The 13,838-nt window shown below is 72.9% G+C and carries 14 protein-coding genes; 9 read left to right on the top strand and 5 right to left on the bottom strand.

Annotation, left to right across the window (positions count from 1 at the left end):
- The first annotated feature begins 24 nt into the window (after positions 1 to 24).
- The gene (locus DFJ66_RS33400) at positions 25 to 789 is read left to right on the top strand and encodes an EI24 domain-containing protein (protein WP_121232111.1); all 765 of its coding nucleotides are present in this window, start codon (positions 25 to 27) and stop codon (positions 787 to 789) included.
- Here the strand turns inward: DFJ66_RS33400 and DFJ66_RS33395 are convergent.
- Positions 782 to 2,671 carry a beta-propeller domain-containing protein gene (locus DFJ66_RS33395; RefSeq protein WP_147459422.1) on the bottom strand — a complete coding sequence of 630 codons (1,890 nt, stop codon included), beginning with the start codon at positions 2,669 to 2,671 and terminating at the stop codon, positions 782 to 784. The genes DFJ66_RS33400 and DFJ66_RS33395 overlap by 8 nt on opposite strands.
- Before the next feature lie 152 nt (positions 2,672 to 2,823).
- Between DFJ66_RS33395 and DFJ66_RS33390 the strand changes: the two genes are divergently transcribed.
- The 4 genes from DFJ66_RS33390 (at position 2,824) to DFJ66_RS33375 (ending at position 5,084) form a co-directional block, all read left to right on the top strand.
- The gene (locus DFJ66_RS33390; RefSeq protein ID WP_121227213.1) at positions 2,824 to 3,192 is read left to right on the top strand and encodes an FKBP-type peptidyl-prolyl cis-trans isomerase; all 369 of its coding nucleotides are present in this window, start codon (positions 2,824 to 2,826) and stop codon (positions 3,190 to 3,192) included.
- Between the two features lie 91 nt (positions 3,193 to 3,283).
- Positions 3,284 to 3,832: a YbaB/EbfC family nucleoid-associated protein gene (locus tag DFJ66_RS33385; RefSeq protein WP_342776985.1), complete on the top strand. Its 549-nt coding sequence runs from the start codon at positions 3,284 to 3,286 to the stop codon at positions 3,830 to 3,832.
- 24 nt (positions 3,833 to 3,856) lie between these two features.
- The gene (locus DFJ66_RS33380) at positions 3,857 to 4,159 is read left to right on the top strand and encodes a type VII secretion target (RefSeq protein ID WP_121227209.1); all 303 of its coding nucleotides are present in this window, start codon (positions 3,857 to 3,859) and stop codon (positions 4,157 to 4,159) included.
- A gap of 97 nt (positions 4,160 to 4,256) precedes the next feature.
- Positions 4,257 to 5,084, top strand: coding sequence for a hypothetical protein (locus DFJ66_RS33375; protein ID WP_121227207.1), 828 nt, complete (start codon positions 4,257 to 4,259; stop codon positions 5,082 to 5,084).
- 7 nt (positions 5,085 to 5,091) lie between these two features.
- Here the strand turns inward: DFJ66_RS33375 and DFJ66_RS33370 are convergent, their stop codons facing one another.
- Entirely contained in the window at positions 5,092 to 6,237 is a 1,146-nt protein-coding gene (locus tag DFJ66_RS33370; protein ID WP_170199810.1) for a glycosyltransferase 87 family protein, read from the bottom strand.
- A 193-nt stretch (positions 6,238 to 6,430) separates the two neighbouring features.
- On the opposite strand from DFJ66_RS33370, the gene DFJ66_RS33365 reads away from it, so the two are divergent.
- The 3 genes from DFJ66_RS33365 to DFJ66_RS33355 are packed head-to-tail and all read left to right on the top strand — an operon-like array spanning position 6,431 to position 8,640.
- Positions 6,431 to 7,015, top strand: a complete 585-nt coding sequence (locus DFJ66_RS33365) for a DNA-binding protein (RefSeq protein ID WP_121227203.1) — start codon at positions 6,431 to 6,433, stop codon at positions 7,013 to 7,015.
- 27 nt (positions 7,016 to 7,042) lie between these two features.
- Positions 7,043 to 7,699, top strand: a complete 657-nt coding sequence (locus DFJ66_RS33360) for an RES family NAD+ phosphorylase (protein ID WP_121227201.1) — start codon at positions 7,043 to 7,045, stop codon at positions 7,697 to 7,699.
- A 17-nt stretch (positions 7,700 to 7,716) separates the two neighbouring features.
- Complete coding sequence (locus DFJ66_RS33355; RefSeq protein WP_170199808.1) at positions 7,717 to 8,640, top strand: DUF1028 domain-containing protein; 924 nt, start codon at positions 7,717 to 7,719, stop codon at positions 8,638 to 8,640.
- On the opposite strand, the gene DFJ66_RS33350 is transcribed toward DFJ66_RS33355, so the two are convergent.
- Both DFJ66_RS33350 and DFJ66_RS33345 read right to left on the bottom strand, forming a co-directional pair.
- Positions 8,637 to 9,185 carry a GNAT family N-acetyltransferase gene (locus tag DFJ66_RS33350; RefSeq protein WP_121227197.1) on the bottom strand — a complete coding sequence of 183 codons (549 nt, stop codon included), beginning with the start codon at positions 9,183 to 9,185 and terminating at the stop codon, positions 8,637 to 8,639. The two genes, DFJ66_RS33355 and DFJ66_RS33350, sit on opposite strands and share 4 nt — an antisense overlap.
- A 140-nt stretch (positions 9,186 to 9,325) precedes the next feature.
- Positions 9,326 to 11,227, bottom strand: a complete 1,902-nt coding sequence (locus DFJ66_RS33345) for a S9 family peptidase (RefSeq protein WP_121232109.1) — start codon at positions 11,225 to 11,227, stop codon at positions 9,326 to 9,328.
- A 242-nt stretch (positions 11,228 to 11,469) separates the two neighbouring features.
- On the opposite strand from DFJ66_RS33345, the gene DFJ66_RS33340 reads away from it, so the two are divergent.
- The gene (locus tag DFJ66_RS33340; RefSeq protein ID WP_211351396.1) at positions 11,470 to 12,066 is read left to right on the top strand and encodes an MmpS family transport accessory protein; all 597 of its coding nucleotides are present in this window, start codon (positions 11,470 to 11,472) and stop codon (positions 12,064 to 12,066) included.
- A gap of 36 nt (positions 12,067 to 12,102) precedes the next feature.
- Here DFJ66_RS33340 and DFJ66_RS33335 read toward each other — a convergent pair whose 3' ends face one another.
- Positions 12,103 to 13,836, bottom strand: a complete 1,734-nt coding sequence (locus DFJ66_RS33335; RefSeq protein ID WP_121227195.1) for an AfsR/SARP family transcriptional regulator — start codon at positions 13,834 to 13,836, stop codon at positions 12,103 to 12,105.
- Between the last annotated feature and the right edge of the window lie 2 nt (positions 13,837 to 13,838).

Raw genomic sequence — 13,838 nt, 5'->3', positions numbered from 1 at the left:
GGTTATGCTCCGCCGGTGATCAGGGTGCTGCGCGACTTCTCCACCGGTGTCGGACTGCTGGCCAAGGGCTTCGGACTGGTGTTCCGCTCGCCCCGGCTGCTGCTCATCGGCGCGATCCCGGCCCTGATCACCACGGTGCTGCTGGTCGGCAGCGTGATCGCGCTGGGCGTGTGGATCGACGACATCGCCGCCTGGGCGACCCCGTTCGCCGACGACTGGAACGAGTCCCTGCGCGCGGCCACCCGGTTCGTCGCGGGCGCGTCGATCATCGGCGCGTTCCTGGCCGTGGGGCTGCTGCTGTTCTCCGCGATCACGCTGGTCATCGGCGGGCCGTTCTACGAGCACATCGCGGAGACGATCGAGGACGAGCACCTGGGTGGCGTGCCCGAGTCGCAGAAGGTGAGCTGGGCGCGGTCGGCGGCGGTCGGCATCCGGGACGCGATCTTCCTGGTGGGGTTGGCGGTCCTGTGCGCGATCCCGTTGTTCGCGGCCGGGTTCATCCCCGTCGTGGGGCAGACCGTGGTGCCGGTGATCGCGGTGTGCGTGAACGCGACCCTGCTGGGCATCGAGCTGACCGGCATCCCGTTCACCCGGCGCGGGCTCAAGCTCACCGTGCGGCGGCGGGTCCTGCGCAGCCGCCGCGCGGTGACGCTCGGGTTCGCCGTGCCGACCTACCTGCTGTGCCTGGTCCCGTTGGCGGCGCTGGTGGTCTTCCCGGCCGCGATGGCAGGCGGCACGGTCCTCGCGCACCGCCTGCTCACCGGGACCCTCGACCAGCCGGTCAGGTGAACGGGATCCACGCCTGCTGGGACAGCCCGTCCAGCTTGGTGACCTGGAGACCCGCGGTCGACGCCGTCCACAGCTCGTCGCCCACGACGAACGCCCGCCGCACGCCGTCGTAGTCCGCGGCGGACTGCTGCCGGACCGTGCCCAGTTCGCTGAAGGTGCTGCCCTGCAAGCGGAGCACGAGCACACCGCTGCTGGGCGCCGCGACCGGCTTCTCGCGGGACGGGTAGGTCACGACCGGGACGACCACGAGGTCCTTCCAGGACAGGAACGCGTGCGGGTCGAACTCGACCTCGGAGTAGCCGCCCGGCAGGTGGTGCCCGGCGACCTTCTTCGGGTCGGCGGGGTTCGAGACGTCGAACAGCGACACCTGCGTGCCCTGCACCCGACCCTGCTCGTTCGCTTCCTGGCCGACGCCGATGAGCTTGCCGTCGCCCGCCGGGTGCAGGTAGGCGGAGTAGCCGGTGATCTTGAGCTCGCCGACCTTGCGCGGCTTGGTCGGGTCGGACAGGTCGAGGGTGTAGAGCGGGTCGGTCTGGCGGAAGGTCACCACGTACCCGACCGGTCCGACGAACCGGACGCTGTAGATGCGTTCGCCGATACCGAGCCCGTCGATCTTGCCGACTTCCTTGAGGGTGGCGCCGTCCTTCTTGAGGACGCTCACCGCGCTCTGCGAGGCGGGGGGTTGTTCCGGGATACCGGCGGCGTTGAACGCGGTGGTGGCGATGCGCAGGTGACCGTCGTGCTCGGACAGCGAGTACTGGTTGAGCGGGCTGCCCGCGACCTGGCCGGAGGCGACGTGCTTGGGCGGTCCGGGCTGGGAGATGTCGAACTGGTGGACGGCCGTGACACCGCTCGGGCGGTTCTGGTTGGGCACCAGGTGGTGGTCGTCGGCGACGTAGAGGGACTTGTCCGTGGCGTAGACCGTGTCACCGTCGGCGAGGATCGAGACGGCGTCGCCGGTGCCGAGGTCGCCGGGGAAGTCGAAGGTCAGCACGGACAGCATCGAGGTGCCGGAGTGGGTCTCCGGGTGGCTGACCCGCTCGCAGGCGACCAGGGTGCCGGTGGACTTCTTGCCCTGCTCGGTCAGCTCGTACTTCGGCAGCCAGGCCTCGATGGGGGCGGTCGCGGCGATCTCGCGGTTGCGGATGAGCGCTTCGGCCTCGGAGCGGGTGCCGTCCGGGTAGACCCAGGGCAGGCGGGGTCCGGAGTGCACGACCACGCGGACGACGTCCCCGATCTGGCGGGCGTCGAGGTAGCTGCCGTCGACGGTGAGCGAGCCGATGACCTTGGGTTCCTTCAGGTCGACCAGGGTGATCGTGGAGCCCTGCTCGGGGGCGAAGCCCGGGTCGACGATGCCGCGTTCCAGGACCATCGTGGAGCCGGCGAGGACCAGGGCGCGGTCGCCGTGGACGAGCAGTTGGGAGGCGAACCCGGCGGGGAGGTCCAGAGTGCCGGTGAGCTTGCGGGAGGCCGCGTCCACCACGCGCAGCTTGCCGTCCACGACGGTGACGACCCTGGTGCCGTCGGTCTTGACCAGGTCGGGCTCGTCCACGCCGGCTTCGTGGACGTTGGTGGTGGAGTACTCCTTCTCCGCGGTCGGGGCGGCTTGGCGGGCGTCGGCCGACTGGACGTCCCCTTCGGCGAACAGGTAGCCCTTGTTGCCCAGGCCGTACACGCCGACGTGCGGCGCGGCGGCGGTGCGCAGCCCGTCGAGCGCGGCACCGCACCCGTCGTACGCGACCAGCTCGACCGGCACGTTCTCCACCGGCAGGTCGGTCCGCCCGTCGAAGACGGCCGGCACAGCCGACGCCGCACTCACCCCGACCACCAGGGCGGCACCGCCGAACACCGCCGCCCGCCTACCCCAGCTCCATCGCGTCATGGCAGGAGGACGGAGGAAGGGCGGTGGGGCGTTGCGCGGGTTCCGCCGCGGACGCGGGAGAACCGATACAGCGGGGGTGTGGGTGGCGCGGTCGGGGAAAGCGGGTCGTGATTGACTCGGGGCGCAACGATTCCAATCGCTAGGAGAACGTCATGACCAAGCCCGTGGTCGAGCCGCACGACGGGCCGGCGCCCGCGGACCTGGTGGTCGAGGACATCACCGTGGGTGACGGGCCCGAGGCCCAGGCCGGTCAGCTCGTGCACGTGCACTACGTCGGCGTGTCCCACTCCACCGGCGAGCAGTTCGACGCCTCCTGGGACCGGGGCGAGGCGTTCACCTTCCCGCTCGGCGGCGGCCGGGTCATCAAGGGCTGGGACCAGGGTGTCGCCGGCATGAAGGTCGGTGGCCGGCGCAAGCTCGTCATCCCGCCGCACCTGGGCTACGGCGACCGCGGCGCGGGCGGCGTGATCAAGCCGGGTGAGACGTTGATCTTCGTCGTGGACCTGCTCGGCGTGAACTAGAAGCGCTCGCCGCGGGTGGTCCGGTCCCCCGGAAGGGGGAACCGGACCGCCCGTCCGCGCGTCGACGTGAAGTAGAGGACCAGAGGGGGAAGTGGCAGTGCCCGAGGACATCGGCGGCTCGGAGCGGATGCTCCAGCAGTGGCAGGCGAGCATCCAGGAGAAGGCCGACCGCTACCAGGAGATGGCCAGCCGCGTGCAGGGCCTGTCCATCTCCGAGACGTCCAAGGACGGCCTGATCCGGCTCACCATCGGGTCCAACGGCATCCTCCAGCACCTGGAGATCGCCGAAGCCGCGGGCACCAAGCGGATGGCCGAGGTCGCCGGCGAGGTCATGCGGACCCTGCAGAAGGCCCAGTCACGCATCCCGGAGCTGCTCCAGCAGGCGATGGCCGAGACCATCGGCACCCAGGACGAGACGGCGAACGTGCTGTTCACCGAGGCCAAGAAGAACTTCCCGGCCCCGCCCTCGGACGACCCGCCGGCCGCGCCGCAGCGCGCCCAGGAGATCCGGTTCGGCATCGAGGACGACTACGAGCCCTCGCCCGGACGCCACGCCGCGCCGCCACCGCCGCAGCCCCACCGCCGCCCGCCCCGCCAGGACGAGGACGACGACTTCGACGGCCAGTCGTTCCTGCGCTGACCGCCACCGACCGGGGGAGAGACCATGACCGGCTACGAGATCGTCTCGGACACGCTCGACGCGCACCACAAGGAGCTGGCCGACCTCAGCTCCCGCATCCAGACCGCGATCGACGCGGCCCGGACCGTGAGCATGCCCACCGACGCGTACGGCATCATCTGCCAGCCGTTCCGCATGATGCTGGACCCGGTGGAGCAGTGGGGCCTGGACGCGCTGGGCGAGGCCGTCGAGGCGATGGAGGCCTCCGGACGCGAGGTCAAGAACACCGTGGACCAGTACCGCGAGATGGAGCAGTCCATCGGCGACAGCTTCAAGACCTCCGGCTGAGCCCGAGCACCTCTCACCCAACCGGACCACGCCGGCGCACCGCGAACGTTAAGATCAGCGCGCACTGTGCGGGGGGAGCCGAAGGGGTGTTCGACGCATGAGCCAGCCAGCCACACCGCTGTCCGAGCAGGAGCAGCAGCAGCTCGTCCGGCTGATCGGCCGGGCCATGCTGCCCGCGCTCCCGCAGGGGTGGCAGCGGGTGCGGGCCGAGTACCGGGCGGCCGGCCGGCACATCGAGGTGGACCTGGCGTTCGCCGGTCCGGACGGCCAGTGGCGGCCGGTGCGCCCCCCGATGGAGGTCGTGCAGCTGTTCGGCCAGTTGCGGGCCGGGATGTACCAGCCGGACCGCGGCACGTGGCTGTCCGCGGTGTACGAGATCGAGCAGCCGGGCACGTTCTCGGTCGACTTCGACGCCGAGGACGAGCCGCGCTGGCGCAACGCCCCGCCGGTCATCGGCTTCCAGGACGAGCTGCGCACGTTCCCCCGGTCCGACGAGCGCATCCCGGACTGGCTGCGGCAGCGCGTCGGCCTCCCGCCGCGCGTGCCGGCCGTCGAGCCGGGTGAGCTGCGCACCGCCCACGTCTACGACGGCCGCGACGAGGCCGGTCGGCCCGTGGTGAACCGGCAGACCGTGGACCCGCAGCTGCGCGACGCCCTGCTGGCGTACCTGGAGGCGGCCCCGGTGGTGCTGGCCGCGCGGAACCTGGACGTGGACGAGTTCGCGCCGGGCGAGCAGGACGTGCCGCTGAACTTCCGCACCGACGGCACCTGGATCTGGGCCGGCGCGGTGCCGCACTACCTGCGCAAGCACGGCCTGCCCCCGGAGCCCGCCCTGATCCGGCACATCGTGGACCGGGGCTTCGCGCTCACCGAAGTGGACGAGGCCACCCGCGACCGCGCGGTCGCGCTGATCACGGGCGGCTGAGCCGGGGCTAGTCGAGCAGGGCGGGCTCGCGGCGCGGGACCGGGCGGCGCACCAGCAGGACCAGCACCGCGACCCCCACCCACACGTAGGCGTTCCCGACCACGTGCTGCCACCAGGACCAGGTCAGCTCCAGGTCCTTCTCGTGCGGCAGGAACCACATCGGCGCAACCAGGAACAACGCCGCCGCCAGGCCAGCCCACAGCCGCGACACCGCGACCAGCAGCACCAGTCCCGGCACGACCCACACCCAGTGGTGCGACCAGGACACCGGCGACACCAGCAGCCCGCCCACGGCCACCGCGAGCAGCGCGGACACGTCGTCCTGCGCCCGCCGCACCGCGAACCACACCAGCACCACCACGGCCAGGCTCAGCAGCCCCCAGGCGGCCGTCTCCGCGAACCCGGTCAGGCCCAGCCGGTGCACGAAGCCGCGCAGCGACTGGTTGCCGACGTACGCCAACCCGCCCACGCGGCCCGGGTCCAGCAGCGCCTCGAACCAGTACTGTTTGGTGTCCGTCGGCGCCACGGTGAACCCGACCAGCCCGAACCCGACGAACGACAGCAGGGCCGTCACCACGGGCTTGACCTGCTTGCGCGGCAGGAAGAACAGCACGAACACCGCGGGCGTCAGCTTGACCGCCGCCGCGAAGCCGATCAGCAGGCCGCGCGGCCACCTGGTCTTGGGCAGCAGGCAGTCCAGCGCGACCAGGCCCATGAGCAGCAGGTTGATCTGCCCGAAGTCCAGCGTCTCGCGCACCGGCTCGAGCAGCAGCGACCCGGCGGCGAACGCGAGCCCGACCATGACGGCCTTCTCGCCGCGCCCGTGGACGTGCTGCGCGGTCACCACGCACACCGCCGTGAGCAGGCCCAACCCGACGAGCGTCCACACCGCGACCGCCGCCGGCCACGGCACCAGCGCCAGCAGGCTGAACAGGAACGCGGCGATCGGCGGGTAGGTGAACGGCAGCGCCGGGCCGTCCAGGGGCTTGGGGAAGCCCTCCGCGTACAGGCGCACGCCCTCCAGCCACGCCTGCCCGCCGACCCGGTAGACGCGCAGGTCGATCAGGCCGGTGCCCGAGCGGACGAGCACGACGGCGAGGGCCGCGGCCATCACCAGCAACCACAGACCCAGCGCACGCTTGTCCGTGCGCACCGGTACCGCCACCTGACACCCCCGCAGTGAGTCAACCGGCGGCATCGTATCGACCACCCCGGTGAGGCCGAGGTCACCATGCCCGACCTCGTGCGTTTACGTACAGTGTCGAAGTGTGCGCGCACAGTCGGGGTCCTGGGACATTCGGGGAATCCTTGCGCACAAAAGCGCACGCACGGGATACCCTGTGCGCATGAGTCCAGCGCTGGAGGCCGTCCTGGCCAAGGCAGGTCTGCAGGTCACGCCCGACGAGTTCCTGTCGCTCGTGGCCGACGCGGCCAAGCGGCTCGCCCCGCCGCACCCCGACCCCGCGGGCTACTTCACGCCCGACCAGCGGGACGCGCTGACCGACGTCGGACTCGACCTCAGCCCCCACCACGCGGGCGACGACCAACCGCGCGCCCGCACCGTCGTGGCGCACGCGGTGCTGCGGGACTCGGCGCTGACCGTCGCCGAGGCGGCCCGGCAGCTCGGCGTGGACACCAGCCGCATCCGGCACCGGCTCGGCGTGGGCCGGCTGGTGGGCTGGAAGGACCGCGGCTCGTGGCGGCTGCCCGCGTGGCAGTTCGCGGGCGGCGGCGTGCTGCCCGGCCTGGAGGCCGTGCTGGCCGCCGTCCCGACCGACCTGCCCGCGCTGGTCGTGGCCGGGTTCATGACCACCGAGCAGGGGGACCTCCTGGTCGAGGGCGCCCCCACCTCCCCGCGCGACTGGCTGCTCGCGGGCGGCGACCCGCGCCGCGTCACCGAGCAGGCCGCCCAACTGGGCACGCCCGCGTAACGCAGACGTCCTCTCGACGGGATCTTCATGTCACGGCTCCCCCAGCCGCCCGCTCCTGCCGTGCTCCAGGCCAACCTGCGCCGCACCGAGGACGTGGTGGCGGTCCACCGCGCGACCCGCCTGGTCCGGATCTTCACGGCCAAGGGCCTGCACCCCCAGCGCTGGAACAGCTTCCGCTACACCGGCCCCCTACCCCACGCCCGCTTCGACACCCAACCACCGGCCCCGGACGGCTCCCCGACCCACGCCCACGACCAGGGCGTCCTGTACTTCGGGTTGTCCGTGCGCACCAGCGTCGCCGAGGTCTTCCAGGCCACTTCGGTCGTGGACCGCCGCACCCGCAGCCCGTTCCTGGTCGTCCTGCGCCCCCGCCGCACCCTGCGCCTGCTCGACCTGGCGGGCCTGTGGCCGACGCGGGTGGGCGCGTCCCAGGAGATCAGCTCGGGCCCCAAGGCGATGACCCAACAGTGGGCACGGGCGATCCGCGCCGCGTACCCCGAACTGGACGGCCTCTGGTACCGGTCGTCGATGGACTCGGGCGACCCGGCGGTGTGCCTGTGGGACCCGCCCGGCGGCTCCGGCCTCCCCGCCGCGCCGGACGTCCTGCTCCCGTTGGAACACCCCGGCCTGGACCTCCCCCTGGCCCGGGTCTGCGAGGAGTTGAACTACACGCTCTTGGGCTGATCGGCATGATCGAGTCCATGACGTACTCGATCGTGGCCCGGGATCCCGTGACGGGGTGCCTGGGCGTCGCCGTGCAGAGCGGAGTCCTGGCGATCGGAACCCGCGTGCCCGCCGCGTCGGCCGGCGTGGGCGCGGTGGCGGCCCAAGCCGGTTCGCAGCTCTGGTGGCGAACCGCGCTGCTGGACGTGCTCGGTGCGGGGATGACCGCGGAGCAGGCCGTGACAGCCCTCGCCACCCAACCCGGCGTCGCGGAGGCGCAGTTCGCGGTCGTGGACTCCCGGGGCGGGGTGGCCGCGTTCACCGGCCCGGACTGCATCCCCGCCGCCGGCCACGCACTGGGCGACGGCGTGTCCGTGCAGGGGAACATGATGGCGTCCCCCACGGTCTGGCCCGCCATGCTGACCGCCTACGAGTCGGCTGGTAGCAACGACCCCACCCCGTTCGGCCTGGCGTCCCGCCTGGTCGCGGCCCTGGCGGCAGCCGAGGCGGAGGGCGGCGACATCCGCGGCCCCCAAGCGGCGGCACTGCTGGTCGTCGGCCCCGCCCGGGGTTCCCTGTCCACCGGCGACTGGGACGACCCGTTCCTCGACCTCCGGGTGGACGACTCCCGCGACCCGGTGGCCGACCTGACCCACCTCCTGACCACCGCCCGAGCCCACCGCCACCTGATCAAGGCGGGCACTCCGGGCGTGCCGGAGGAGGAGGTGGTGGCGTCCCTGCGAGCGGCGGCCGAGGGCGCTCCCGAGGACCCGTCCGCGCTGCGGTCGGCGGGTATCGGCCTGGCCCTGCGCGGCCAGGCCGAGGCGTTCGACCTGCTCGGTCGGGCGCTGGCGCTGGAGCCGCGGGCCGCGCGGTGGGTCCGTGCCGCCGCGCAGCGCAAGGGCGGCCCGCACGCCGACGCCCTGACGGCTTGGCTGGACGACCGGGAGTCGCCGGTCTAGCGGGACACGCGACGGGGTGCGGGGAGGAAGCGGCCGTACCGGACCTCGGGCAGGTGCTGCTTGCCCAGCTCGTACCGGTGGACCAACCCGTCGTGCCGCCACCCGTGGGCCTCGTAGAACTCGCGGGTCTTGGCGTTGTCCTGGAACACCCACAGCACCGCGTACCGGAACCCCTGGTCCATGAGGTGCCGCACGCCCGCCTCGTGCACCTCGTGCCCCGCACCCGTGCCGTGGAAGCGCGGGTCGGCGTAGATCGCGACCAGTTCACCGGTGTGCAGGTCGGGGTGGGCGTCGGTGGACTCGCGCACGGCGTCGACCGCGCAGTACGCCCCGATCCGGCCGTCGCCGTCGACCGCCACGAAGACCCGGCTGGGTTCGGGGAGCCGCAACACGCGGGTGAGCGCGGGCAGCCTGCTCTCCGGGAGCATCCGGTCCAGCACCGGGTCGTCGACGATGCCCCGGTAGGAGTGCTGCCAGGCGTCCACGTTGATCCTGGCGATCTCCGGGGCGTCGTCGGGCCGGGCGGCCCGCACTGTCCACTGCATCCGGTGAGCGTGCCGCAAGTCCCACCACCTCCGCCGGCTTTCCCCCAAGTCGGGATCGTGCCGGCGCACACCGTAGCGGCAGCACTGCGCACAGCGACGGCGGCCTCCCCGCTCGGGGTGAGGCCGCCGCGTGCACAAGCTCAGGACAGGTGCCGCCCCCACCACGCGAGCACGTGGTCGAAGCGCTGCTTCCGGTGGCGGGGCTGGCCCGACCGGGTCAGCTCGTGGCCCTCGCCCGGGAACAGCAGCATCTCCGCCTCCACCCCGTTGCGCCGCAGGGCCACGAACTGCCGCTGCGCCTGCTCCAGCGGGCACCGCCAGTCGTGCTCCGAGTGCACCACCATGAACGGGATGGACACCTTCTCCGCATAGGTCAACGGCGACATCGCCCGCTGGGTCTCCAGGCTCGGCCCGCAGTAAGCCTCGGTGAAGAACCAGCCGATGTCCGACGACCCGGAGAACGAGTCCCACGCGTTGACCGCGCGCTCGCTCCACGCCGCCCGGAACCGCTCGCCGTGGTGCGCCGCCAGCCACGACGTCATGAACCCGCCGTACGACCCGCCCATCACGCCCACGCGGTCCGCGTCGAGGTCCGGCCGCTCGAGCGCCACGTCCAGCACGGACAGCACGTCGTCCACGTCCACCGTGCCGAACCCGCCCACCACGGACTGCCCGTGCGCCTGCCCGTACCCGGCGGACCCGCGCGGGTTGGGCAGCACGACCGCGTACCCGGCGGCGGCGTACACCTGGGCTTCGTCGAAGAACCCCCACCCGTGGTACATGAACGGGCCGCCGTGCACGACCAGCAGCACCGGGTGCGGCCCCTCGCCCTCGGGCAGCACCAGCCAGCCGTGCACCGGGTAGCCGTCGGACGCGGACCCGGTCAGCTCGACCGAAGGCCGCAGCGGAACGGAAGCACCGAACGACGTCAGCTCACCGCCACCGACCCGCACGACCTCACCGGTGTTGTCGCTGCGCGTCACGACCGCCACGACGACGTCACCGTCCGCCGCGAACGACTTGACCTCGGCCCGCTCGCCCGCCAACACCTCGAGCTCGGCCAATGGCAGCTCGACACCGTCGACAGCGACCCGGCGCAGCTCCACGGCACCCCGGTTGCGCACCGCGACCAGCACCCCGGCGTCGGTCACCACGGGCGCGCCGGCGGCCCGCTCGCAGTCCACGCTCTCCAGCTCGGTCACCCGGGTCAGCGTCCCGTCGGTGTACCGCCACAGGCTCATGTTGCGGGCCACGCTGTGCACGCCGGTGAACTCGCTGCCGTAGAACAGGATCCCGTCGCCGAACGCGACCGGGTGCGCGACGATGCCCTTCGACCGCACGTACAGCTCGGGCTCGCCACCGGTCGCCGGCACGCGGTAGACGTCCTGGTGCAGGGTCTCCACCGCGCCCAGGTCCCGGTCGGACACGAACACCAGCGCGGTGCCGTCGGAGGTCCACGCCGGGTCGGCCACGTCGAAGGACCCGTCGGTCAGCTCGACCGGCTTCGCCGCCGGGTCCACCGCGTCCACGGTGAACAGGCGCGGGCAGCGGTCGCCGACGAAACCGATGTCGTCGAAGCGGTAGTCCAGCCGCTGGATGTGCCGGGGCGCCTCGGACTCCGGCTTCCACGGCTCCTCGCCCTCCGCGATCGGCACGCCGTAGCGACCGGCCTCGGGCACGCGCGCGGTGAAGGCGAGCTTGGTGGAGTCCGGCGACCACACCGGCACGCCCGCGCCCAGCGGCAGGTCCGTCAGCCGCCGGGCGTCGCCGCCGGTCGCGGACATGACGTGGAGCTGCGGCTTGCCGCCCTTCTCCGCGCGCAGGAAGGCGACCCACCGGCCGTCCGGCGAGATCCGCGGGGCGAGGTCGCGTTCGGCCCAGGTCCAGCGCTGCGCGCCGGAGCCGTCCAGGGGCACGCGGTACAGCCCGCCCCGGTAGGCGTTCGCGGTGAGGTCCGGGGTGGCGACGTTCACCAGGACGAGGTCGCCCTGGACCGACACCGAGCCGGGCAGGGTCAGCGACTGCAAGTCATCGGGGCGCACGAGCACGGACGTTACCCCAGTGTTCGTTAGCAAGGCTCAGGAGAAATTGACGCTCACAGTTGGCGTCACGCACCGGTTCGGCCCGGATACCGGCCGCAGTCCGCCGGCCTGGCGCTTTGTGGATCGCGGGTGTGCCACGCGTGTGGTGGGCGTTGGCAGGCTCTGCGACGCCTTTCGAGCCGTTCTCACGAATTCCGCGGCCGGGGCGAATTGTTGTTCCCCGCAATGAAAGTGAAGGACAAATGTCCCAGCAGACCTCCTACCCACCCGTGCCCCCGACCGCGCCCGTGCCGCCCAGGAACGGCCTGGGCACCGCCGGGTTCGTCCTCGGTGTGGTGGGGCTGGTGTTGTCGCCGATCCCGTTCATCGGGGTGGTGGCGTGGCCCCTGGTCATCCTGGGTCTGATCTTCTCCGCCGTGGGCATCGCTCGGGTGGGCAAGGGCAAGGCCACCAACAAGGGCCTGTCCATCGCCGGTGTCGTGGCGTCCGTGCTGGGCCTGGGCGTGTGCATCGCCTGGGTGTTCATCTGGAACGCCGCCGTCGACGAGGTGAAGGAGGAGGTGGAGCGGGTCGCCAAGGTGGACTACGAGGTGACCGGCGACGCCACCGACGTGGACATCCTCTACGGCGAGGTGCTGGACCCGAAGTCGGAGACGGCGGCGACCCTGCCGTGGAGCAAGCAGGTGGAGAACAAGGGCGTCTTCAAGGGCGGCACGCTGACCGTCACGGCCGGCGAGAACGGCGGCACGGTGACCTGCAAGATCACCGTGGACGGCGCGGTGGTGTCGACGAAGACCGCCACCGGCCCGTTCGCGACCGCCGCCTGCACCGGCACCTGATCGGACCTCCTCGCGAGGGGTGGGGGCCGCGCGCCCTCACCCCTCGCGCTGTTCCAGCACGAACACGCGGAACAGCTCGGGCAGCCGGTACCGCGGCTCGCCGGCCCGGTCCACACCACGGGGTTCCAGCAGCCCGAAGGCCATCAACTCCTCCACCACGACGTCTCCGAACAGGCCGGTGACCTCGCGTTCGGTCACCTCCCGCGGCCCGAGGTCGGCGATCCGCCCGGCCGCCCACCGCGCCCGCGGGCACAGCCGCCCGTGGACCCGCTCCAGGCCGGACCGCACCCCGACCCCGCCCACGCACAGCTCGTCGAGCCGACCGCGCTCGTCGGCCAGCCGCTCGGCGAACGCCCGCAGGCCCAGGTGGGGGCGCTGCGCCAGCCGGGTCCCGGCGATCCGCACCGCCGCCGGGAGGTGTCCGCACCACCGCGCCACCTCGTCGGCCGCCACCACCTCCGCCGCCACCCGCTCGGTGCCGGCCACGGCCGCCAGCAGCTCGCGGGCGTCCTCCGGCGCGAGCGGGCCGACCGGCACCGGCGTGGAACCGGCCAGGTCGTCCATCCGCCGCAGCGCCGTGACCAGCACCGCCGATCCCGTCGTGCCGGGCAGCAACGCCCGCACCTGGTCGGCGTGCCCGGCGTCGTCCAGCACGACCAGGACCCGCCGGTCGGCCAGCACCGCGCGCAGCGCCGCCACCCGTTCGGCCACGTCGTCGGGCACGTCGGCCTGCAACGCGCGCAGCAGCCCCGCGACCAGGTCACCCGGCGCGCGCGGGGTCGCGCCGGAGCCGCCGAGGTCCAGGAAGAGCTGGCCGTCCGGGAACCGCGCGCGCAGGCGGTGCGCGACCCGGACCGCCAGCGCGGTCTTGCCGACCCCGGCCTGACCGGTCAGCACCACCACCGGCACCGGCCCGGCGGCGCTCAGCTCCGCGACCAGCCGCCGCTGTTCGGCGTGGCGACCGCGGAAGTCGGCGGTGTCCGGCGGGAGCTGGCAGATCGGGAACACGCTCGCCTCGCCGCCCACCGGCGGGGGTTCGGGCACGTCGCCGCGCAGGATCTCGCGGTGCAGCCGGCGCAGCGCCGGGCCGGGTTCCACGCCGACCGCCTCGACCAGCCGGTCCCGGGTGGTGCGGTAGGCGGCCAGGGCGTCGGCCTGCCGGCCCGCCGCGCACAGCGCGAGCATGAGCTGGCGGCACAGCCGTTCCCGGGTGGGCTGCTCGGCGACCAGCGCCTCCAGCTCGGCGACCACCTCAACGTGCCGCCCGGCGGCCAGCTCCGCCTCGAACCGGTCCTCGACCAGCAGCAGCCGGGTGGACTCCAGGTGCGAGATCTCCGGTTCCAGCGCGGGCGCGTCCAGGTCCAGCAGCGGCCGGTCGCGGAACAGCGCCAGCGCGGACCGGTAGAGGTCGGCGGCCATCGCGTGCTCGCCGCGCCGCACGGCCAGCCGGGCGGCGTCCACCCGGCCGCGGAAGACCAGCAGGTCGAGGTCGTCGGGGTGGACGCGGGCGGTGTAGAGGCCGTCGGTGTGGTCGATGCGCAGGTCGGGCAGCCGGTCGCGCAGCCGGGACACGTAGGTGTGCAGGTTGGACAGGTACGACTTGGGCGGCTCGCCCTCCCACAGCGCGTCCACGAGCTGGTGCGCGGCCACGGGCCGGCCGGCGTGCACCAGGAGGACGGAGAGGAGGGTTCGCAGGCGCTTGCCGCGAATGGGCACCGGCACCCCGTCGGACGTGCGCACCGTGAGCGGCCCGAGAACTCCGAACTTCACCC

The organism is Saccharothrix variisporea (genome assembly GCF_003634995.1).
Classification (GTDB): domain Bacteria; phylum Actinomycetota; class Actinomycetes; order Mycobacteriales; family Pseudonocardiaceae; genus Actinosynnema; species Actinosynnema variisporeum.
The sequence above is the reverse complement of the archived record's forward strand: the minus strand, read 5'-3'. Positions and strand labels throughout refer to the sequence as shown.

What these genes read in the sequence shown, in the direction of transcription:
- DFJ66_RS33340 (WP_211351396.1), top strand. Translation starts at nt 11,470, where the DNA reads ATGTCCCAGCAGACCTCCTACCCACCCGTGCCCCCGACCGCGCCCGTG.
- DFJ66_RS33365 (WP_121227203.1), top strand. Translation starts at nt 6,431, where the DNA reads ATGAGTCCAGCGCTGGAGGCCGTCCTGGCCAAGGCAGGTCTGCAGGTC.
- DFJ66_RS33355 (WP_170199808.1), top strand. Translation starts at nt 7,717, where the DNA reads ATGACGTACTCGATCGTGGCCCGGGATCCCGTGACGGGGTGCCTGGGC.
- DFJ66_RS33395 (WP_147459422.1), bottom strand. Translation starts at nt 2,671, where the DNA reads ATGACGCGATGGAGCTGGGGTAGGCGGGCGGCGGTGTTCGGCGGTGCC.
- DFJ66_RS33390 (WP_121227213.1), top strand. Translation starts at nt 2,824, where the DNA reads ATGACCAAGCCCGTGGTCGAGCCGCACGACGGGCCGGCGCCCGCGGAC.
- DFJ66_RS33380 (WP_121227209.1), top strand. Translation starts at nt 3,857, where the DNA reads ATGACCGGCTACGAGATCGTCTCGGACACGCTCGACGCGCACCACAAG.
- DFJ66_RS33360 (WP_121227201.1), top strand. Translation starts at nt 7,043, where the DNA reads ATGTCACGGCTCCCCCAGCCGCCCGCTCCTGCCGTGCTCCAGGCCAAC.
- DFJ66_RS33350 (WP_121227197.1), bottom strand. Translation starts at nt 9,185, where the DNA reads ATGCAGTGGACAGTGCGGGCCGCCCGGCCCGACGACGCCCCGGAGATC.
- DFJ66_RS33375 (WP_121227207.1), top strand. Translation starts at nt 4,257, where the DNA reads ATGAGCCAGCCAGCCACACCGCTGTCCGAGCAGGAGCAGCAGCAGCTC.